Annotated in this window: 19 protein-coding genes; 9 read left to right on the forward strand and 10 right to left on the reverse strand. The window is 70.0% G+C overall.

The features are described 5' to 3' along the window. Nucleotides 1-4 precede the first annotated feature (4 nt). The 6 genes from OG381_RS13780 to OG381_RS13805 are packed head-to-tail and all read right to left on the reverse strand — an operon-like array spanning nucleotide 5 to nucleotide 5,764. Complete coding sequence (locus OG381_RS13780; protein ID WP_046261803.1) at nucleotides 5-1,261, reverse strand: cysteine desulfurase; 1,257 nt, start codon at nucleotides 1,259-1,261, stop codon at nucleotides 5-7. Then, nucleotides 1,258-2,022: a Fe-S cluster assembly ATPase SufC gene (gene sufC, locus OG381_RS13785; protein WP_327716400.1), complete on the reverse strand. Its 765-nt coding sequence runs from the start codon at nucleotides 2,020-2,022 to the stop codon at nucleotides 1,258-1,260. The genes OG381_RS13780 and sufC overlap by 4 nt, the downstream gene beginning before the upstream one ends. A gap of 7 nt (nucleotides 2,023-2,029) precedes the next feature. Next, nucleotides 2,030-2,359 (reverse strand): non-heme iron oxygenase ferredoxin subunit, encoded by a 330-nt coding sequence (locus OG381_RS13790; protein ID WP_266828746.1) that lies wholly within the window; start codon nucleotides 2,357-2,359, stop codon nucleotides 2,030-2,032. Next, nucleotides 2,359-3,540 carry a Fe-S cluster assembly protein SufD gene (gene sufD / locus OG381_RS13795; RefSeq protein ID WP_327716401.1) on the reverse strand — a complete coding sequence of 394 codons (1,182 nt, stop codon included), beginning with the start codon at nucleotides 3,538-3,540 and terminating at the stop codon, nucleotides 2,359-2,361. Before sufD ends, OG381_RS13790 begins: the two co-directional genes overlap by 1 nt. Before the next feature lie 59 nt (nucleotides 3,541-3,599). Continuing rightward, complete coding sequence (gene sufB / locus OG381_RS13800) at nucleotides 3,600-5,024, reverse strand: Fe-S cluster assembly protein SufB (protein WP_307032278.1); 1,425 nt, start codon at nucleotides 5,022-5,024, stop codon at nucleotides 3,600-3,602. Further along, nucleotides 5,021-5,764, reverse strand: a complete 744-nt coding sequence (locus OG381_RS13805; RefSeq protein ID WP_327716402.1) for a helix-turn-helix transcriptional regulator — start codon at nucleotides 5,762-5,764, stop codon at nucleotides 5,021-5,023. Before OG381_RS13805 ends, sufB begins: the two co-directional genes overlap by 4 nt. A 160-nt stretch (nucleotides 5,765-5,924) precedes the next feature. Here OG381_RS13805 and OG381_RS13810 point away from each other — a divergent pair, with 160 nt between their 5' ends. From OG381_RS13810 to OG381_RS13825, 4 genes are read left to right on the forward strand one after another with little or no spacing between them, the layout of a single operon-like run. Beyond that, nucleotides 5,925-6,737: an aminoglycoside N(3)-acetyltransferase gene (locus OG381_RS13810; protein WP_327716403.1), complete on the forward strand. Its 813-nt coding sequence runs from the start codon at nucleotides 5,925-5,927 to the stop codon at nucleotides 6,735-6,737. 31 nt (nucleotides 6,738-6,768) lie between these two features. Continuing rightward, nucleotides 6,769-7,692 (forward strand): ABC transporter ATP-binding protein, encoded by a 924-nt coding sequence (locus OG381_RS13815; RefSeq protein WP_327716404.1) that lies wholly within the window; start codon nucleotides 6,769-6,771, stop codon nucleotides 7,690-7,692. Then, nucleotides 7,689-8,459, forward strand: coding sequence for an ABC transporter permease (locus tag OG381_RS13820; RefSeq protein WP_327716405.1), 771 nt, complete (start codon nucleotides 7,689-7,691; stop codon nucleotides 8,457-8,459). Before OG381_RS13815 ends, OG381_RS13820 begins: the two co-directional genes overlap by 4 nt. Before the next feature lie 46 nt (nucleotides 8,460-8,505). Beyond that, nucleotides 8,506-9,519, forward strand: a complete 1,014-nt coding sequence (locus OG381_RS13825; protein ID WP_327716406.1) for a COX15/CtaA family protein — start codon at nucleotides 8,506-8,508, stop codon at nucleotides 9,517-9,519. Between the two features lie 30 nt (nucleotides 9,520-9,549). Here OG381_RS13825 and OG381_RS13830 read toward each other — a convergent pair whose 3' ends face one another. From OG381_RS13830 to OG381_RS13845, 4 genes are all read right to left on the reverse strand, one after another. Next, nucleotides 9,550-10,287 (reverse strand): nucleotidyltransferase domain-containing protein, encoded by a 738-nt coding sequence (locus OG381_RS13830; RefSeq protein ID WP_327716407.1) that lies wholly within the window; start codon nucleotides 10,285-10,287, stop codon nucleotides 9,550-9,552. Between the two features lie 85 nt (nucleotides 10,288-10,372). Then, the gene (locus OG381_RS13835) at nucleotides 10,373-11,479 is read right to left on the reverse strand and encodes an amidohydrolase family protein (protein WP_327716408.1); all 1,107 of its coding nucleotides are present in this window, start codon (nucleotides 11,477-11,479) and stop codon (nucleotides 10,373-10,375) included. Between the two features lie 99 nt (nucleotides 11,480-11,578). Then, complete coding sequence (locus OG381_RS13840; protein ID WP_327716409.1) at nucleotides 11,579-11,908, reverse strand: hypothetical protein; 330 nt, start codon at nucleotides 11,906-11,908, stop codon at nucleotides 11,579-11,581. 100 nt (nucleotides 11,909-12,008) lie between these two features. Then, on the reverse strand, nucleotides 12,009-12,962 hold the full coding sequence (locus tag OG381_RS13845; protein WP_327716410.1) for a heme o synthase: 954 nt from the start codon (nucleotides 12,960-12,962) through the stop codon (nucleotides 12,009-12,011). Between the two features lie 377 nt (nucleotides 12,963-13,339). On the opposite strand from OG381_RS13845, the gene tkt reads away from it, so the two are divergent. From tkt to pgl, 5 genes are read left to right on the forward strand one after another with little or no spacing between them, the layout of a single operon-like run. Then, nucleotides 13,340-15,427, forward strand: coding sequence for a transketolase (tkt, locus tag OG381_RS13850; protein WP_327716411.1), 2,088 nt, complete (start codon nucleotides 13,340-13,342; stop codon nucleotides 15,425-15,427). 33 nt (nucleotides 15,428-15,460) lie between these two features. Further along, entirely contained in the window at nucleotides 15,461-16,579 is a 1,119-nt protein-coding gene (tal, locus tag OG381_RS13855; protein ID WP_327716412.1) for a transaldolase, read from the forward strand. Between the two features lies 1 nt (nucleotide 16,580). After that, the gene (gene zwf, locus OG381_RS13860) at nucleotides 16,581-18,107 is read left to right on the forward strand and encodes a glucose-6-phosphate dehydrogenase (protein ID WP_327722457.1); all 1,527 of its coding nucleotides are present in this window, start codon (nucleotides 16,581-16,583) and stop codon (nucleotides 18,105-18,107) included. Next, nucleotides 18,104-19,168: a glucose-6-phosphate dehydrogenase assembly protein OpcA gene (gene opcA / locus OG381_RS13865; protein ID WP_327716413.1), complete on the forward strand. Its 1,065-nt coding sequence runs from the start codon at nucleotides 18,104-18,106 to the stop codon at nucleotides 19,166-19,168. The genes zwf and opcA overlap by 4 nt, the downstream gene beginning before the upstream one ends. Beyond that, a complete protein-coding gene (gene pgl, locus OG381_RS13870; protein ID WP_327716414.1) occupies nucleotides 19,165-19,947 on the forward strand; it encodes a 6-phosphogluconolactonase in 783 nt (260 codons plus the stop codon). Before opcA ends, pgl begins: the two co-directional genes overlap by 4 nt. Nucleotides 19,948-20,014: the final 67 nt, after the last annotated feature.

Here is a 20,014-nt window from a genome sequence, read left to right on the forward strand (position 1 = left end):
CCCTTCAGCCGAAGAAGTTCCGTACGTGCTCCAGCCCGTCGACCAGAGCGTCGATCTCGGCCGGCGTGGAGTACAGATAGAACGACGCTCGCGTGGTCGCAGGAATTCCGTAGCGCAGGCAGACCGGGCGGGCGCAGTGGTGGCCCACGCGGACCGCGATGCCCTGCTCGTCCAGAACCTGGCCCACGTCGTGCGGGTGGATGTCGCCGAGCGTGAAGGAGATCGCCGCGCCCCGGTCCTCGGCCGTCGTCGGGCCGATGATCCTGAGGTCCGGGACCTCGCCGAGCCGCTTCACCGCGTACTCGGTGAGCGCGTGCTCGTGGGCGAGGATCTTGTCCATGCCGATCGAGTTCAGGTAGTCGATCGCCGCGCCCAGACCGACCGCCTGCGCGATCGGCGGGGTGCCCGCCTCGAACTTGTGCGGGGCGGGAGCGTAGGTCGACGAGTGCATCGACACCGTCTCGATCATCTCGCCGCCGCCCAGGAACGGCGGCAGGTCCTCGAGCAGCTCCTGGCGGCCCCACAGGACGCCGATGCCGGTCGGACCGCACATCTTGTGGCCGGTGAAGGCCACGAAGTCGGCCTGCAGCGCCTGCACGTCCAGCGGCATGTGCGGGGCGGCCTGCGAGGCGTCGATGCAGACGAGCGCACCGACCTCCTGCGCACGGCGCACTATCGCCTCGACGGGGTTCACGGTGCCCAGGATGTTGGACACCAGCACGAAGGAGACGATCTTCGTCTTCTCCGTGATGACCTCGTCGATGTTGGAGAGGTCGAGGCGGCCGTCGTCGGTGAGGCCGAACCACTTCAGCTTCGCGCCCGTGCGCTGCGAGAGCAGCTGCCACGGCACGATGTTGGAGTGGTGCTCCATCTCCGTGATGACGATCTCGGTCTCGTGGTCCACGCGGTAGGGCTCGTCGGCCCAGCCCAGCATGTTCGCCACGAGGTTGAGCGACTCGGAGGCGTTCTTGGTGAAGATCACCTCGTCGCGGCTGGGCGCGTTGATGAACGCGGCGGCCTTGTCGCGCGCGCCCTCGTACAGCGCCGTGGCCTCCTCGGCGAGCACATGCACACCGCGGTGGACGTTGGCGTTGTAGCGCTCGTAGTACTCGTTCAGGGCGTCCAGGACCTGGCGCGGCTTCTGCGAGGTCGCCGCGTTGTCCAGGTACACGAGCTTCTTACCGTCGTGGACCTGGCGGTCCAGGATGGGGAAGTCCTTGCGGATCGCCTCTGTGTCGAGGAGGCCCGGCAGCTGTGTCACGCGGATGCGCCACCCTTCACGTACTTGTCGTAGCCCTCGGCCTCGAGCTGGTCGGCGAGCTCCGGGCCACCGGACTCGGCGATACGGCCGTTCGCGAACACGTGCACGTGGTCGGGCTTGATGTAGCGCAGGATGCGCGTGTAGTGCGTGATCAGCAGGGTGCCGACCTCGCCGGACTCACGGACGCGGTTGACGCCCTCGGAGACGATGCGGAGGGCGTCGACGTCCAGACCGGAGTCCGTCTCGTCGAGGACCGCGATCTTCGGCCGGAGCAGCTCCAGCTGGAGGATCTCGTGGCGCTTCTTCTCACCGCCGGAGAAGCCCTCGTTGACGTTGCGCTCGGCGAAGGCCGGGTCCATGTTGAGGCGCTGCATGGCCTCCTTGACCTCCTTCACCCACAGGCGGAGCTTGGGGGCCTCGCCGCGGATGGCGGTGGCGGAGGTGCGCAGGAAGTTGGAGACCGAGACGCCGGGGATCTCGACCGGGTACTGCATCGCCAGGAACAGGCCCGCGCGGGCGCGCTCGTCGACGGACATCTCCAGGACGTCCTCGCCGTCGAGGGTGACGGTGCCGCCGGTGATCGTGTACTTCGGGTGGCCCGCGAGCGAGTAGGCGAGGGTCGACTTGCCGGAGCCGTTCGGGCCCATGATGGCGTGCGTCTCGCCCTGCTTCACGGTCAGGTCGACGCCCTTGAGGATCTCCTTCGTGGCGTTGTCGGCCTCGACGGTGACGTGCAGGTCGTGGATTTCAAGCGTTGCCATGGGTTCCTCAGGACTCCTGGGTGAGGGAGACGAGCACGTCGTCCCCTTCGATCTTTACGGGGTATACGGGGACGGGGCGCGTCGCGGGAAGGCCGGACGGCTTGCCGGTGCGGAGGTCGAACGCGGAGCCGTGCAGCCAGCACTCGATCTGGCAGTCCTCCACCTCGCCCTCGGAGAGCGAGACGTTCGCGTGCGAGCAGATGTCGTTGATAGCGAACACCTCGCCCTCGGTGCGGACGACCGAGACCGGCGTGCCGTCGAGTTCCACCCGCTTGGGGGTGTCCTCCTCCAGCTCGCTGAGCCCACAGGCGCGCAGGTACGTCGAAGAGGCAGTCATCAGACCGACGCCTCCAGCTCCTCGTCGATCTTCACGAGGAGGCGTTCCTGGATGTCGTCGACACCGATCTGCTGGACCAGCTCGGCGAAGAAGCCGCGGACCACCAGGCGACGGGCCTCGTCGGCGGGGATGCCGCGGGCCATCAGGTAGAAGAGCTGCTCGTCGTCGAAGCGGCCGGTCGCGGAGGCGTGTCCGGCGCCGACGATCTCGCCGGTCTCGATCTCCAGGTTCGGCACCGAGTCGACGCGCGCGCCGTCCGTGAGGACGAGGTTGCGGTTCATCTCGTAGGTGTCCGTGCCCTCGGCCTTGGCCTCGATGAGCACGTCGCCGATCCAGACCGCGTGGGCGCCCTCGCCCTGCAGCGCGCCCTTGTAGACGACGTTGGACTTGCAGTGCGCCTCGTTGTGGTCGACCAGGAGGCGGTGCTCCTGGTGCTGGCCGGCGTCCGTGAAGTAGAGCCCGAAGAGCTCGGCCTCACCACCGGGGCCGGCGTAGGTGACGCGCGGGTGGAGGCGTACGAGGTCGCCGCCGAAGGTGACCACGAAGGACTTGAAGGTGGCGTCCCGGCCGATCAGCGCGTTGTGCTGGGCCACGTGCACGGCCTTGTCGTCCCAGTCCTGGACGGAGACGACGGTCAGCTTGGCGCCGTCGCCCAGGAGGTAGTCGACGTTGGCGGCGAGCACCGCGTCACCGGTGTGGTCGATGACGACGACGGCCTCGGCGAAGGCGCCCAGCTCGATCACCTGGTGGGCGAAGGCGGTGCCGCCCTCGCCGTGCACGGCGATCCGGATCGGCTCGGTGAGCACCGTCTCCTTGGGGACGGTGATCACGCCGGCCTTCTCGAACGCCGAGTACGCCTGGGCGGCGATGCGGTCCACCGGGGTGCCCGCCTTGCCCAGGCGCGCGTCGTCGCGGTCGACGGCCTCGACCGTGACGCCCTCGGGCGCCTCGACGTCGACCTTCAGGCCCTCGCCGGTGGCGACGGCGGTGCCGTCGTGCAGCCCGCGCAGCCGCTCCAGCGGGGTGAACCGCCACTCCTCCTCGCGGCCGTGCGGGACCGGGAAGTCCGCGACGTCGAAGGACGGGGGCGCGCTCATGCGCGTGGCGACGGTCGACTCGGCGGCCACCGCGATCTGGCCGGCGGTCGTGCTGCCCACCGGGATGTTCTGAGCCTCAGCCATGGCTGTCGGTCTGCTCTCTTCCTACGTCAGATTTCGCTAGCTGCTTGGGGAGACCGGTCTCAGCCGACCGCGCCTTCCATCTGCAGCTCGATCAGCCGGTTGAGCTCGAGGGCGTACTCCATGGGGAGTTCCTTCGCGATCGGCTCGACGAAGCCGCGCACGATCATGGCCATCGCCTCGAACTCGGTCATGCCGCGGCTCATCAGGTAGAAGAGCTGGTCGTCACTGACCTTGGAGACGGTCGCCTCGTGGCCCATGGACACGTCGTCCTCGCGGACGTCCACATAGGGGTACGTGTCCGAGCGGGAGATGGTGTCGACGAGCAGCGCGTCGCACAGCACGTTGGACTTGGAGCCGTGGGCGCCCTCGCCGATCTCGACGAGACCGCGGTAGGACGTACGGCCGCCACCACGCGCCACGGACTTCGAGACGATGTTCGAGGAGGTGTTCGGCGCCATGTGGACCATCTTGGAGCCGGCGTCCTGGTGCTGGCCCTCGCCCGCGAAGGCGATGGAGAGGGTCTCACCCTTGGCGTGCTCGCCCATCAGGTAGACGGCCGGGTACTTCATGGTGACCTTGGAGCCGATGTTGCCGTCGATCCACTCCATGGTCGCGCCCTCGTACGCCACGGCGCGCTTGGTGACCAGGTTGTAGACGTTGTTCGACCAGTTCTGGATGGTCGTGTAGCGGCAGCGGGCGTTCTTCTTGACGATGATCTCGACGACCGCGGAGTGCAGGGAGTCCGACTTGTAGATCGGCGCCGTACAACCCTCGACGTAGTGCACGTAGGCACCCTCGTCGACGATGATCAGGGTCCGCTCGAACTGGCCCATGTTCTCCGTGTTGATACGGAAGTAGGCCTGGAGCGGGATCTCAACCTGCACGCCCTTCGGCACGTAGATGAAGGAGCCGCCGGACCACACCGCGGTGTTCAGCGACGCGAACTTGTTGTCGCCGACCGGGATGACGGTGCCGAAGTACTCCTTGAAGAGCTCCGGGTGCTCCTTCAGCGCGGTGTCGGTGTCGAGGAAGATGACGCCCTGCTCCTCCAGGTCCTCGCGGATCTGGTGGTAGACGACCTCGGACTCGTACTGGGCCGCGACACCGGCGACGAGGCGCTGCTTCTCCGCCTCGGGGATGCCGAGCTTGTCGTACGTGTTCTTGATGTCCTCGGGCAGGTCCTCCCAGGACTCCGCCTGCTTCTCCGTGGAGCGCACGAAGTACTTGATGTTGTCGAAGTCGATGCCCGACAGGTCCGAGCCCCAGTTCGGCATGGGCTTCTTGTCGAACAGCCGCAGGCCCTTGAGGCGGAGCTTGGTCATCCACTCCGGCTCGGACTTCTTCGCGGAGATGTCCTTGACGACGTCCTCGTTGATGCCGCGCCGCGCGGAAGCACCAGCCGTGTCGGAGTCCGCCCAGCCGTATTCGTACTTACCCAGGCCCTCGAGCTCGGGGTGGGCAGTCTCCTCGATGGGGAGAGTCATGCGGGGTTCCTCCCGGCCGTGCTTGCAGATGCGTTATGTGTGGTGTGGGAAATCTTTGGGATGAACGTCGTGCAGACGCCGTCACCGTGCGCGATGGTCGCCAGTCGCTGGACGTGCGTTCCGAGCAGCTGGGAGAAGATCTCGGTCTCCGCCTCGCAGAGCTGGGGGAACTTTTCCGCGACGTGGGCGACGGGGCAGTGGTGCTGGCACAGCTGCTCGCCGACCGGTGCGCTGCGCGCCGTAGCAGCGTACCCGTCCGCGCTCAGGGCCTTGGCCAGGGCTTCGGTGCGCGCCTCGGGGGCGGCGGCCTCGATCGCCCGGCGGTACACGGTGGCCTGCTCGGCGATCCTCGCGCGGGCGAAGGCCACGACCGCCTCGTCCCCGCCGAACCGCTCCGCGATCCAGCGCAGGGCGTCCGCGGCGAGCTTGTCGTAGGACTGGTCGAAGGCGTCGCGGCCGCAGTCGGTGAGCGCGAAGACCTTGGCGGGACGCCCCCGCGTCCGCGCGCCGTAGATCTTCTGCTCGCGTGCCTCCACGACGTCGTCGACGACCAGCGCGTCCAGGTGCCTGCGTACGGCGGCCTGGGTCAGGCCGAGACGGCCCGCCAGTTCGGCGACCGTCGACGGCCCGTGGTCCAGGATGGACCGCGCGACCCGGTTGCGGGTTGACCGCTCTCCGGTCGCGAGCTCCTCCTGCAGGGCCCCCGTGGGGGTCTCCTGAGCCTCGCCGACGTTTTTCACAACACCATTGTTGCGTAATTCCTCAGAGGCGGGCAACCCGCATCCGCCCCATGGACGGTGCGGTGCATCACTTAGGTAAAGCTAACCTGACCTGCGGAAACGATCTTTGATCGATCAATCGGGTGGCATCGCCGGGCCACTTGCGGGACACTCCACAACCATGCCCATACCCCCTCCGACCGGCCCTCTTGTCACCCGCGGCACAGTGGCCGCGCAGCTGCGCGAGCTGGGCGTCGAGGACGGCGAGGCCCTCCTCGTCCATTCCTCCCTGAAGTCGCTCGGCTGGGTCTGTGGCGGCCCTGTAGCCGTCGTCCAGGGACTTCTGGACGTTCTCGGCCCGGAGGGCACCCTGGTCGTCCCCACGCAGACCGGAGACCTCTCGGACCCCGCCCTGTGGGGAAACCCGCCGGTCCCCGAGGGGTGGTGGGACACGATCCGCGTCTCCATGCCGGCCTACGACCCCCAGGTCACGCCCTCGCGCGGCGTCGGCGTGCTCCCGGAGACCGTCCGCACCTGGCCGGGCGCCCTGCGCAGCGCGCACCCGCAGACGTCGTTCGCGGCGATCGGCCGCCGCGCCCGTCAGATCACCGACAAACACGCCACCGACTGCCGCCTCGGCGAGCACAGCCCCCTCGCCCGCCTCGAGGACCTGGACGCGCGCGTGCTCCTGCTCGGCGCCGGCTACGACACCTGTACGAGCTTCCATCTCGCCGAGTACCGCATCCCCTCGCCCCTGGTGAAGGTGGGCCGGCCGGGCCCGGCCGGCTGGGAGACGGTGACCGAGGTGTCGATCACCTCGGACCAGTTCGGCGAGCTCGGGCACGACTTCGAGCGGGACCGTCCCGTCGTCCGGGGAAAGGTGGGCGCGGCCGACGCGCGGCTGTTCCCGGTGGCCGACGCGGTGTCCTACGCCGAGCGGTGGCTGACGGCGCACCGCCCCCGTGAGGAGGAGATCCTGCACCCGCCCGTCTGAGGCGCGCACCGCGTACCTAGACTCTTGAGCCATGCGAAGCGAGCCCGTGGTCCAGGTCCAGGCCCTGGTGAAGCGGTACGGCACGAAGACCGCGGTGAACGGCCTCGACCTGGTGGCCACGCCGGGGGTGACCGCCGTACTCGGTCCCAACGGGGCAGGCAAGACGACCACGGTCGAGACCTGCGAGGGGTACCGCAGGCCGGACTCCGGCACGGTGCGCGTCCTGGGCCTCGACCCGGTCCGGCACTCCCGCGAGCTGCACACCCGGATCGGCGTGATGCTGCAGTCCGGTGGCGTGTACTCGGGTGCGCGGGCGGACGAGATGCTGCGCCATGTCGCCGCGCTGCACGCCCACCCGCTGGACGTGGACGCGCTCATCGAGCGCCTGGGACTGGGCAGTTGCGGCAGAACGACGTACCGCCGGCTGTCGGGCGGCCAGCAGCAGCGGCTCGCCCTCGCGATGGCCGTGGTCGGCCGCCCGGAGCTGGTGTTCCTGGACGAGCCGACCGCCGGGCTCGACCCCCAGGCCCGCCACGCGACCTGGGACCTGATCCGCGATCTGCGCACGGACGGTGTCTCCGTCGTCCTCACCACCCACTACATGGACGAGGCCGAACAGCTCGCCGACGACGTCGCGATCATCGACGCGGGCAAGGTCATCGCACAGGGCTCCCCCGAGGAACTGTGCCGGGGCGGCGCCGAGAACACCCTCCGCTTCACCGGCCGCCCGGGCCTGGACGTGGGCTCGCTGCTGAAGGCCCTGCCCGCCGACTGCACGGCCGCGGAGCTGACGCCGGGCTCCTACCGGGTCGGCGGCAAGGTCGACCCGCAGCTGCTGGCGACGGTGGCCTCGTGGTGCGCCCAGCACGGGGTGATGCCGGACAAGATCTCGGTCGAACGGCACACCCTGGAAGACGTCTTCCTGGAGCTCACGGGCAAGGAGCTGCGTTCATGACCACGACCGGCACGTACACCCCGAGGCCGGGCGCGGCTCCCCTGGGACGCATGATCGCGGCACAGGCGGCGCTCGAGACGAAGATGCTGCTGCGCAACGGCGAGCAGCTCCTGCTGACCGTCGTGATCCCCACCCTCCTGCTGGTCCTGTTCAGCTCGGTCGACATCGTCGACACGGGCGCGGGCGAGGCGGTGGACTTCCTGACCCCCGGCATCCTCGCCCTCGCCGTCATGTCGACGGCCTTCACCGGCCAGGCGATCGCGACGGGCTTCGAGCGCCGCTACGGCGTCCTGAAGCGACTGGCCGCCTCCCCGCTCCCGCGCTGGGGCCTGATGACGGCCAAAACGGCGTCGGTCCTGGTCACGGAGATCCTCCAGATCGTCCTGCTGACGGTGATCGCCTTCGCCCTGGGCTGGGAGCCGCACGGCAACCCCGTGGCCGTCCTGCTCCTCCTGGTCCTGGGCACCGCCGCCTTCTCCGGCCTGGGCCTGCTGATGGCGGGCACCCTGAAGGCGGAGGCCACCCTGGCCGCCGCGAACCTCGTCTTCCTGCTGCTGCTCGTCGGCGGCGGCGTCATCGTGCCCATGGACAAGTTCCCCTCCGGCGCACAGGACGTACTCGCGCTGCTTCCGATCAACGCCCTGTCGGACGGACTGCGAGACGTGCTCCAGCACGGGGCCGGTATGCCGTGGGGCGACCTGGGGATCCTCGCGGTGTGGGCGGTCGTGGGGCTGGCCGCGGCGGGCAGGTTCTTCCGTTGGGAGTAGGCCCGTGCCGGACCCTCGTGAAAGCGTGCACAAGCGGCGGCCTACGATGGGACACGTGCCGAACCTGACCCCCGCCGACGCCGCAGCCGCCGTGCGCAACCCGCTCGCCTTCATCGCCGCACGCTGGACCCCGGACCCCCGGACGGTACAGCGGGCGGCTCTCGCCGCTCTCGTCATGTCGGTGGTCATCGTGGTCACCGGCGGCGCGGTGCGGCTCACCGGCTCGGGCCTCGGCTGCCCGACCTGGCCCAAGTGCACCGACGACTCGCTGACCACCACGAGCGCCATGGGCGTGCACGGTGTGATCGAGTTCGGCAACCGCATGCTGACGTACGTGCTGTGCGCCGCGGTCGGCTGGGCGATCATCGCCGCGCGCTCCGAGAAGCCCTGCCGGCGCGGCCTCACCCGGCTGGGCTGGGCGCAGTTCTGGGTCGTGATGGGCAACGCGATCCTCGGCGGCATCGTGGTGCTGGTCGGCCTCAACCCGTACACGGTCGCCGCGCACTTCCTGCTGTCGACGGCGCTGATCGCGGTGGCCACGGTGATGTGGCAGCGCACCCGGGAGGGCGACGGGCCGGCGCGTCCGCTGGTCGGCACGTCGGTGCGGCAGCTGGTGTGGTTCCTGGTCGCCGCGTCCGTGCTGCTGATCGCGGTGGGCACGGTGGTGACCGGGTCGGGACCGCACGCGGGCGACTCCAGCGAGGTCGAGCGGATGCCGCTGGACTGGGAGACGGTCAGCAAGCTGCACGCCGTCCTCGCCTGGATCGTGGTGACGCTGACGTTCGCCCTGTGGTTCGTCCTCAAGGCGGTCGACGCGCCGAAGGGCCCCCTGCACCGCACCCGTGACCTCTTCCTGGTCCTGCTCGCACAGGGCGTCATCGGCTACGTCCAGTACTTCACCGATCTGCCCGAGATCCTGGTCGGCCTGCACATGTTCGGCTCGTGCCTGGTCTGGATCGCGGTCCTGCGGGTGCTGCTGGCGCTGCGGGAGCGGCCCGAGACGGACACCGAGGTGCCGCTCCCGGCGCAGGCCACGTCATCGCTCTCCGCCGGGATCTGACCCTCCGTCCCGTAACACCGCGAGCGGCCGTCAGGCGTACGCCGCCACGAGCCGTTCGATCGCCGGCCCCAGGTATCCCCGGGTCAGTTCACCCCTGCGCGCCGTCCACTCCTCGGTGGGCGGCGCGGGATTCTCGTACCGCCGCCGCCTGATGTCCTCCACCACCTCGGCCGGCGCCCCCAGCTCCGGCAGCAGCTCCAGCGCCTCCCGCTTGGTGATGAGCCGTCCGTCGCGCAGGGTGGCGGTCGCGCGGGCGAAGGTCGTCAGGCCGACGTCGACCCAGGGGGCCTGCCGCCAGCGGTCCGCCTTCTCCAGCTTGGGCCGCCAGAAGTCGCGCTGGTCGCGGACGACGAACTCGGCGAGTTCGAGGTCCGGCACCGGCGGCAGCAGTCCGGCCGGGGCCTTCCCGTGCAGCACCCGCCCGAACGTGTGCAGTTCGCGCCGGGTCACCGGCGTCACGGGCCGCTTGAACAGCTGCTCGTGCGCCCAGGTCAGGTGCGGCCAGGCGGAGTTCTCCACGGCGTCCGGTGTCAGATACGTGCAGTGCAGATGCGGGGCGAGCGGTTCGTGCCGCAGCCGGGCGTGCGCCTTCGCCAGCCGCCAGGTCGTGCGGGGCGAGATCGGACGGTCCAGTACGGCGATCAGGTCCAGGTCGCTGCGGCCCTCCTGGTAGTCGCCGCCGGCGAGGGAGCCGTGGGCCCAGACGGCGAGCGGCGCGAGCGGTTCGAGGCCGGTGAGGAAGCGGTCGAGTAACGCGTCGGTCTGCATGCCTCCATCCTGTACAGCCCGCCCGGTCCCGTACACCCTCCCCGCACCCCGTCCGGGCGCACCCGGACCGGCGCCCGCCCCCGGCTCACTCCAGTCCGTACACCCGGCGCGCGTTCCCCGCCGCGATCAGGCCCGCGACCCGCTGCGCGTCCGCCAGCGACCACGCCCCCTCGGCGACCCAGTTGCCCAGCACCCGGGCCAGCGCCTCGCGGAACAGCCGCGCGCCGACGACGTGCAGTTCGGGCAGGCCCTGGGCACCGCTGGAGAAGAGGATCTTGCCGAAGGGGGCGAGTTCGAGGATCTCCGCCAGGACCGTCGCCGCACGGGCGCCCGTACGCACCAGAGCGGCGCCCGAGTCGGCGTACACATGCGGGAAGACACCGGCGAGATGGGCGGCGTGCCGGTGGTACGGGTAGCCGTGCAGCAGGATCAGATCGGTGCCGAGCCCCGCGGTGGCGCGGACGAAGTCCGTGAGCAGGACCGGGTCCGTACGGTCGATCCGCAGCCCCGGCTCACCGAGCCCGGCGTGCAGCTGGAGCGGCAGCCCCGAGGCGACCGCGATCCACAGCAGGTGCCGCAGCAGCACCGGATCGGACAGCTCGCCGCCCACCCTGCGGCCCGCCAGCCAGCGGCCGGCCGCGCCCCGCACCTCCCCCGGCCCCGGCGGCTCGGGCGCCAGCGCCAGTCCGTGCCGTACCCCCGCCACCGAGGTGAAGGCGACCGCGTCGACCGCCGCCCCGTGCACCGACTCGGCGAGGTTGGCGAGGAACGACTCGACCGTGCCGGAGGTGTCGGCGACCTGTTCGGCGAGGAGTTCGAGCCGCACGATCTCGCGGGCCTCGGCGGCCGACGCCGTGGCCATCTCGTCGGCGCCGGTCAGATCGCCGGGCAGGCCCGTGTCGACGAGGTATGTCGTGATGCCGCTGCCCCGCAGCAGTCTGCGGCCCGCCTCCAGTACGCCGAGTTCACGGCGCCGGGCGAGATAGCGGGCGGGCGGGCAGTGCGGTTCCAGACCGAGGAGCGGGGGGCACAGGCGCCGTACGGCGAAACCGGTCTGGGTGTCGAAGAGGGTCGTACCGGGGGCGGGCGGCCCCTCGGTACGGGCCAGCTGGGCCTCGAAGGTGCCGAGGCCCAGCTCTGTTCTCAGTACGCCGTGGCAGTACTGGTCCACGAGGGACGGCGTTTCGATCATCCGGGCTCCCGTGCTGGACCGTGTCCTTGCTACGGGGCCTAACGGGTGAACGGGGTGTCAGGTGTTGCTGTCGCGCACCCGGTGTGAAAGCCGTGCGCGTCAGCCGTTCTTCGGGCCGCCCAGCTGGATGCCCGCCATGCGGGTCCACTCGTACGGTCCCGTGCGCACCTTCGCGGCGAACTCGCCGTCGAAGTCCTCGTGGACGGTGATGCCGGCCTTTTCGACCGCCTTCTGCGCGATCTCGACGCTCGGGGCCACCAGGTTGCCCCAGTCGCCGTCCTCGCCGACGAGGGCGATCCGTGCGCCGAGGTCGCCCAGGTAGGCCACCTGGCCCTCGGCGCCGCCGTGTGCCTTGGAGAAGGCGCTGATCTGCTTGGCCAGCCGGGTCGCTCGGCGCTCGGCCTGGGCCGCCTGCTTGGTGTCTGCCATGACCAGGATGCTACCGACGGGTAGCCGGTACGGCGACTGCCGGGTCACGTGGTGTTGACCACGCGCCGGTCGCGCGGTTCCCCGCGTCCCGCACGGGGGCTCAGCGCAGGAAGGGGTCGATCGCGACCGCGAGGAACAGGATCGACACGTACGTGATCGACCAGTGGAACAGGCGCATCTCCTTGAGCTTGCCGCCCGTCACCTCGGCCTTGGCCCGGTTCTGCAGTCCGTGCGCCTCCCACAGCCAGAACCCGCCGGCCAGCAGCGCCACCAGCGTGTAGAACCAGCCCGTGTAGCCGAGCGGGGTCAGCAGCAGCGAGACGGCGACCATGACCCAGCTGTAGATCACGATCTGCTTGGCGACCACCTTGTTGGAGGCGACCACCGGCAGCATGGGCACGCCCACGCGCGCGTAGTCCTCCTTCACCTTCATGGACAGCGGCCAGTAGTGCGGCGGCGTCCAGAAGAACATGACGAGGAAGAGGATGACCGGCGCCCACGACAGGGAGTTCGTGACGGACGACCAGCCGATCAGCACCGGGAGGCAGCCGGCGATGCCGCCCCACACGATGTTCTGCGACGTGCGCCGCTTGAGGATCATCGTGTAGACGACGACGTAGAAGAGGAGCGCCCCCAGCGACAGCCAGGCGGAGAGCCAGTTGACGGCCAGGCCGAACAGGAGCGTGGAGACGATCGCGAGGGTGATGCCGAAGGCGAGGCACTCGCGCGGCGACACCATGCCGGTGACCAGCGGTCTCTGCGAGGTGCGGTCCATGAGCGCGTCGATGTCGCGGTCGATGTACATGTTCAGCGCGTTGGCGCCGCCCGCGGACAGGTAGCCGCCGAGGCAGGTGAGGAGCACCAGCGTCAGGTCGGGCACCCCCTGCTCGGCGAGGAACATCACGGGGACCGTGGTGATCAGGAGCAGTTCGATGATCCGGGGCTTGGTCAGCGCCACGAATGCCTTGACACGGGCCCCGAACGGCCGGTGACCCGAGCTCTTGCTCTCCCCCAGCACCCCGGCTGGACGGGATTCGACGGCCGTCACGCACACCCCTACAGAGACATCCCAGCAAACCCCTCCCGTGTGAAGTCCCGGTAAAGGCTCGCGCGTACCACGCCACTGTAGACGTTGCCCATACCCCGACATTCGCGGGGGTGGGGTCGTGTTGGTCAGCACCCCCGTAAGAGGGGACCAGCACCCCCGGACGAGCTGTTCGACACTCGGTTGAGCACTCGAACGAGCGCGTCCGTATTCAGTTGCCGAATGGCGAATCGGCCCAGTCAGGAGGCGGATCGTCATGACTCCCGGCAGTCTGGAATGACGCGAAAAAACGCACGTACTTACGGGGGTAGGCTCGACAACGGCCGGGGCGCCCCGTGCACCGGCATTCGACATGCGTGACATGTGGAGAGGAGCCCTGACCCAGGGTGAGCACCAAGCCGACCACCACAGACCTCGAGTGGACCGAGCTGGACCAGCGGGCCGTCGACACCGCCCGCGTCCTGGCCGCCGACGCCGTACAGAAGGTCGGCAACGGCCATCCCGGTACGGCGATGAGCCTGGCTCCCGCCGCCTACACCCTCTTCCAGAAGGTGATGCGGCACGACCCCGCCGACCCCGAATGGGTCGGACGTGACCGCTTCGTGCTGTCCGCGGGCCACTCGTCCCTGACCCTCTACACCCAGCTCTACCTGGCCGGCTTCGGCCTGGAGCTGGACGATCTGAAGTCGTTCAGGACATGGGGCTCCAAGACCCCCGGTCACCCGGAGTACGGCCACACCAAGGGCGTCGAGACGACGACCGGCCCGCTCGGCCAGGGTGTCGCCAACGCGGTGGGCATGGCGATGGCCGCCCGCTACGAGCGCGGCCTGTTCGACCCGGAGGCCGCCGAGGGCGAGTCCCCGTTCGACCACTTCGTGTACGCCATCGCCGGTGACGGCTGCCTCCAGGAGGGCATCTCCGCCGAGGCGTCCTCGCTGGCCGGCCACCAGAAGCTCGGCAACCTCGTGCTTTTGTGGGACGACAACCACATCTCGATCGAGGGCGACACCGAGACGGCCGTCTCCGAGGACACCGCCAAGCGCTACGAGGCGTACGGCTGGCATGTGCAGCGTGTCGCCCCGAAGCCGGACGGCGACCTCGACCCGCACGCCCTGTACGACGCGATCCAGGCCGCGAAGCGGGTGACGGACAAGCCGTCCTTCATCGCGATGCGCTCGATCATCGCCTGGCCCGCCCCGAACGCGCAGAACACCGAGGCCGCCCACGGCTCGGCGCTCGGCGACGACGAGGTCGCGGCGACCAAGCGGGTGCTGGGCTTCGACCCGGAGCAGAGCTTCGAGGTCTCCGACGAGGTCATCAACCACACCCGGGGTGCCCTGGACCGCGGCCGCCAGGCCAAGGCCGAGTGGGAGAAGCAGCTCCAGGAGTGGCGCAACAACAACGCCGAGCGCGCCGCCGAGTTCGACCGCATCGTCGCCGGTGAGCTGCCCAAGGGCTGGGAGGACAAGCTCCCGGTCTTCGAGCCCGGCAAGGGTGTCGCCACGCGTGCCGCCTCCGGCAAGGTGCTCCAGGCGCTCGGCGCGGTGATCCCCGAGCTGTGGGGCGGCTCCGCCGACCTGGCCGGCTCGAACAACACCACGATCGACAAGGACAGTTCCTTCCTGCCGGCGGACAACCCGCTGCCGGAGGCGAACCCGTACGGCCGCACGATCCACTTCGGCATCCGCGAGCACTCCATGGCCGCGGAGATGAACGGCATCGCGCTGCACGGCAACACCCGCATCTACGGCGGTACGTTCCTCGTCTTCTCCGACTACATGCGCAACGCGGTACGGCTGTCGGCGCTGATGCACCTGCCGGTGACGTACGTGTGGACGCACGACTCCATCGGTCTCGGCGAGGACGGCCCCACCCACCAGCCGGTCGAGCACCTGGCCTCGCTGCGCGCCATCCCGGGCCTGAACGTGGTCCGCCCGGCCGACGCCAACGAGACCGCGATCGCCTGGCGCGAGATCCTCAAGCGCTACACGAAGGTCTTCGGCAAGGGCGCCCCGCACGGTCTGGCGCTGACCCGTCAGGGCGTGCCGACGTACGAGTCCAACGAGGACGCGGTGAAGGGCGGCTACGTCCTCTTCGAGGCGTCGAACGACGCGCCCGAGGTCGTGCTCATCGCCACCGGTTCCGAGGTGCACGTCGCCGTCGAGGCGCGCGAGCGGCTGGAGGCCGACGGTGTGCCGACGCGCGTCGTGTCGATGCCGTGCGTGGAGTGGTTCGAGGAGCAGGACCAGGGGTACCGGGACAGCGTCCTGCCGCCGTCGGTGAAGGCGCGTGTCGCGGTGGAGGCCGGTATCGGTCTCACCTGGCACAAGTACGTCGGGGACGCGGGCCGCATCGTTTCCCTGGAGCACTTCGGTGCTTCGGCCGACGGCAAGGTCCTCTTCCAGGAGTTCGGCTTCACCGCGGAGAACGTGGCCGCGAAGGCGCGGGAATCCCTCGCCGCTGCCCAGCGCTGACGCTCACATACGACACGTAGGAGATGTAATTCCATGACAGACGCACTCAAGCGCCTCTCCGAAGAAGGCGTCGCGATCTGGCTGGACGACCTGTCGCGCAAGCGGATCACGTCCGGCAACCTCGCCGAACTGATCGACCAGCAGCACGTCGTGGGCGTCACGACCAACCCGTCGATCTTCCAGAAGGCGATCTCCCAGGGCGACGGCTACGACCAGCAGCTGTCCGACCTCGCCGCCCGCAAGGTCACCGTCGAAGAGGCCATCCGCATGATCACGACGGCGGACGTCCGTGACGCCGCCGACATCCTGCGCCCGGTCTTCGACGCCACCGGCGGCCAGGACGGCCGTGTGTCGATCGAGGTCGACCCGCGCCTGGCCCACAACACGCACGCGACGGTCGCCGAGGCCAAGCAGCTCGCCTGGCTGGTGGACCGGCCCAACACCCTCATCAAGATCCCGGCCACCCGCGCCGGCATCCCGGCGATCACCGAGGTGATCGGCCTCGGGATCAGCGTCAACGTCACGCTGATCTTCTCGCTCGAGCGCTACCGCGAGGTCATGGACGCCTACCTGGCCGGCCTGGAGAAGGCCATGGAGCGCGGCCTGGACCTCTCGCAGATCCACTCCGTGGCGTCCTTCTTCGTGTCCCGCGTGGACACCGAGATCGACAAGCGGATCGACGCGCTCGGCACCGACGCGGCCAAGGCCGCCCGCGGCAAGGCGGGCGTCGCCAACGCGCGTCTGGCCTACGAGGCGTACGAAGAGGTCTTCTCCTCCTCCCGCTGGCAGGAGCTGGACAAGGCGCGCGCCAACAAGCAGCGCCCGCTGTGGGCCTCGACCGGCGTGAAGGACCCGGCCTACAAGCCGACCCTCTACGTCGACGAGCTGGTGGCGCCGAACACGGTGAACACCATGCCGGAAGCCACTCTCCAGGCCACCGAGGCGGGCGGCGAGATCCGCGGCAACGCCGTCTCCGGCACCTACGAGCAGTCCCGTGCCGAGATCGACGCGGTCGAGAAGCTCGGGATCTCCTACGACGAGGTCGTGCAGCTGCTGGAGGACGAGGGCGTCGAGAAGTTCGAGGCGTCCTGGAACGACCTGCTCAAGTCGACCGAGGCAGAGCTGGAGCGCCTCGCCCCCTCGGAGGGCTGAAATCTTGTCGAGCAGCAACCCGCTGCGTGACCCCGCCGACCGACGGCTCCCGCGTATCGCGGGGCCGTCGGGGCTCGTCATCTTCGGCGTCACGGGCGATTTGTCCCGGAAGAAGCTCATGCCCGCGGTGTACGACCTCGCGAACCGGGGTCTGCTGCCGCCGGGCTTCTCGCTGGTCGGCTTCGCCCGGCGCGAGTGGCAGCACGAGGACTTCGCGCAGGAGGTCCATGACGCCGTCAAGGAGCACGCCCGTACGCCGTTCCGCGAGGAGGTCTGGCAGCAGCTCATCCAGGGGATGCGCTTCGTCCAGGGCACCTTCGACGACGACGACGCGTTCGAGCGGCTGCGCGGCACCATCGAGGAGCTCGACAAGGCACAGGGCACGGGCGGCAACTTCGCCTTCTACCTGTCGGTGCCGCCGCGTTCCTTCCCGGTGGTCATCCAGCAGCTGAAGAAGCACGGGCTCACCGACCAGTCCGCCGGCTCCTGGCGCCGTGCGGTCATCGAGAAGCCCTTCGGCCACGACCTGAAGTCGGCCGAGGACCTCAACAAGGTCGTCCACGAGGTCTTCGCCCCGGACCAGGTCTTCCGGATCGACCACTACCTCGGCAAGGAGACCGTCCAGAACATCCTGGCGCTCCGCTTCGCCAACCAGATGTTCGAGCCGATCTGGAACCGGTCCTTCGTGGACCACGTGCAGATCACGATGGCCGAGGACATCGGCGTCGGCGGCCGGGCCGGCTACTACGACGGCATCGGCGCCGCCCGTGACGTCATCCAGAACCACCTCCTCCAGCTCATGGCCCTCACCGCCATGGAGGAGCCGTCCTCCTTCGACGCGGACGCGCTGGCCGCCGAGAAGACCAAGGTGCTCGGCGCGGTGAAGCTGCCGAAGGACCTGGGCCGGGACACCGTCCGCGGACAGTACGCGGAGGGCTGGCAGGGCGGTGAGCAGGCGGTCGGGTACCTCCAGGAGGAGGGCATCGATCCCAAGTCCAAGACGGACACGTACGCCGCCATCAAGCTGGAGGTCGACAACCGCCGCTGGGCGGGCGTCCCCTTCTACCTGCGCACCGGCAAGCGCCTGGGCCGCCGGGTCACCGAGATCGCGGTGGTGTTCCAGCGGGCGCCGCACTCCCCCTTCGACTCGACGGCCACCGAGGAGCTGGGCTCCAACGCGATCGTCATCCGCGTCCAGCCCGACGAGGGCATCACGGTCCGCTTCGGCTCGAAGGTCCCCGGCACCTCCATGGAGATCCGGGACGTGTCGATGGACTTCGCCTACGGCGAGTCCTTCACGGAGTCCTCGCCCGAGGCGTACGAGCGACTGATCCTCGACGTCCTGCTCGGCGACTCGAACCTCTTCCCGCGCACCGAGGAGGTCGAGCTGTCCTGGAAGATCCTCGACCCGATCGAGGAGTACTGGGACCAGCACGGCAAGCCGGCCCAGTACCCGTCCGGCACCTGGGGGCCGGTCGAGGCGGACGAAATGCTCGAACGAGAGGGACGGAGCTGGCGCCGGCCATGAAGATAGACCTCACGGACACCACCGCCAGCAAGATCAACAAGGCACTGGTCAAGGGCCGCCGGGCCATCGGCACACCGGCCGTCGGCATGGTGCTCACGCTGGTCATCGTCACGGACGAGGAGAACGCGTACGACGCCCTGAAGGCCGCCAACGACGCGTCGCGCGAGCACCCCTCGCGCACGCTCGTGGTCATCAAGCGCGTCTCCCGCACTCCCCGCGACCGCACCCAGTCCCGCCTCGACGCCGAGGTGCGGGTGGGCGCGGACGCGGGCACCGGCGAGACGGTGGTCCTGCGGCTGTACGGCGATGTCGTGCACCACGCCCAGTCGGTCGTCCTGCCGCTGCTGCTGCCCGACGCCCCCGTGGTCGTCTGGTGGCCGGTGGAGGCACCGATCGACCCGGCGAACGACCCGCTGGGGGCCCTCGCCCAGCGCCGGGTCACCGACACCTACGCCTCCGAGCAGCCGGTACGGGACCTCGGCGCCCGCGCCGACACCTACACGCCGGGCGACACCGATCTGTCCTGGACCCGCATCACGCCCTGGCGCTCGATGCTGGCCGCGGCGCTGGACCAGGTCACCGTGGACGTCAACGCCGTCGAGGTGGAGGGCGAGGAGTTCAACCCGAGCTGCGAGCTCCTGGCGATGTGGCTCGCGGACCGGCTCGACGTCCCGGTGAAGCGTTCGCTGTCGGGCGGCCCCGGTCTCACCGCGGTCCGCATGGACACCAGCCACGGTCCGATCACCCTGGACCGCGCGGACGGCTCGCTGGCGACGCTGTCCATCGAGGGCCAGCCGGCCCGTGCGGTGGCGCTCAAGCGGCGGGAGACGGCCGAGCTGATCGCCGAGGAACTGCGGCGGCTCGACCCGGACGACACGTACGCCTCGGCGCTGCGGTTCGGGGTGGAGCGGCTGAACCCCTCGGCGCAGGACGCGGCGGCTCCGGCTCCGGTCGCTTCCGCCGAGGAGCCGGTCGCGGTCCCGGTGGAGGAGGCGGCGAAGGCTCCCGCGAAGAAGGCGGCGGCCAAGCGCGGCCCGGTGAAGAAGGCGGCGGCCAAGTGAGCACTCCGCAGCTGGTCGTGCACCACGACAAGGAGCTGATGGCGCAGGCCGCCGCGGCCCGTCTGATCACGAAGATCGTGGACGCGCAGGCCTCCCGGGGTTACGCGTCCGTGGTCCTCACCGGCGGCCGCAACGGCAACGGCCTGCTGGCCGCGCTGGCGGCGGCTCCCGCGCGGGACGCGATCGACTGGGGCCGGCTCGACCTGTGGTGGGGTGACGAGCGGTTCCTGCCCGAGGGCGACCCGGACCGCAATGTCACGCAGGCCCGCGAGGCCCTGCTGGATTCGGTGCCGCTCGATCCGAAGCGGGTGCACGCCATGCCCGCCTCGGACGGGCCGTACGGCAAGGACGTGGACGCGGCGGCGACCGCCTACGCCGAGGAGCTCGCCCGTGCGGCGGGCCCGGAGAACCACGGCTCGGTGCCGACTTTCGACGTCCTGATGCTTGGCGTGGGTCCGGACACGCATGTCGCGTCGCTGTTCCCGGAGCTCCCGGCGGTCCGCGAGACCGAGCGCACGGTGGTCGGTGTCCACGGCGCGCCGAAGCCCCCGCCGACGCGCGTGACCCTGACCCTGCCCGCCATCCGCGCCGCCCGTGAGGTCTGGCTCCTCGCGGCCGGCGAGGACAAGGCCCAGGCGGCGGCGATCGCCCTCTCGGGCGCGGGCGAGATCCAGGCCCCGGCGGCCGGCGCACAGGGCCGTCGGCGCACCCTGTGGCTCCTGGACGCGGCAGCGGCCTCACAGCTGCCGCGCGCGCTGTATCCGCCGGCGTCACCCTGAGCGCACTGCCGGACGGCCCCAGGTCATCGACCTGGGGCCGTCTCGCGTTCACGCCACGCTGCCGCGG

Origin of the sequence: Streptomyces sp. NBC_00490 (genome assembly GCF_036013645.1) — a bacterium.
Taxonomy (GTDB): Bacteria; Actinomycetota; Actinomycetes; order Streptomycetales; family Streptomycetaceae; genus Streptomyces; species Streptomyces canus_F.

Bases quoted from the DNA above. Each gene is read 5' to 3' on its own strand.
- sufB (WP_307032278.1), bottom strand. From the start codon at position 5,024: ATGACTCTCCCCATCGAGGAGACTGCCCACCCCGAGCTCGAGGGCCTG.
- OG381_RS13815 (WP_327716404.1), top strand. From the start codon at position 6,769: ATGCGAAGCGAGCCCGTGGTCCAGGTCCAGGCCCTGGTGAAGCGGTAC.
- OG381_RS13825 (WP_327716406.1), top strand. From the start codon at position 8,506: ATGGGACACGTGCCGAACCTGACCCCCGCCGACGCCGCAGCCGCCGTG.
- OG381_RS13840 (WP_327716409.1), bottom strand. From the start codon at position 11,908: ATGGCAGACACCAAGCAGGCGGCCCAGGCCGAGCGCCGAGCGACCCGG.
- OG381_RS13810 (WP_327716403.1), top strand. From the start codon at position 5,925: ATGCCCATACCCCCTCCGACCGGCCCTCTTGTCACCCGCGGCACAGTG.
- sufC (WP_327716400.1), bottom strand. From the start codon at position 2,022: ATGGCAACGCTTGAAATCCACGACCTGCACGTCACCGTCGAGGCCGAC.
- OG381_RS13830 (WP_327716407.1), bottom strand. From the start codon at position 10,287: ATGCAGACCGACGCGTTACTCGACCGCTTCCTCACCGGCCTCGAACCG.
- sufD (WP_327716401.1), bottom strand. From the start codon at position 3,540: ATGGCTGAGGCTCAGAACATCCCGGTGGGCAGCACGACCGCCGGCCAG.
- opcA (WP_327716413.1), top strand. From the start codon at position 18,104: ATGAAGATAGACCTCACGGACACCACCGCCAGCAAGATCAACAAGGCA.
- tal (WP_327716412.1), top strand. From the start codon at position 15,461: ATGACAGACGCACTCAAGCGCCTCTCCGAAGAAGGCGTCGCGATCTGG.
- OG381_RS13820 (WP_327716405.1), top strand. From the start codon at position 7,689: ATGACCACGACCGGCACGTACACCCCGAGGCCGGGCGCGGCTCCCCTG.
- OG381_RS13790 (WP_266828746.1), bottom strand. From the start codon at position 2,359: ATGACTGCCTCTTCGACGTACCTGCGCGCCTGTGGGCTCAGCGAGCTG.
- OG381_RS13835 (WP_327716408.1), bottom strand. From the start codon at position 11,479: ATGATCGAAACGCCGTCCCTCGTGGACCAGTACTGCCACGGCGTACTG.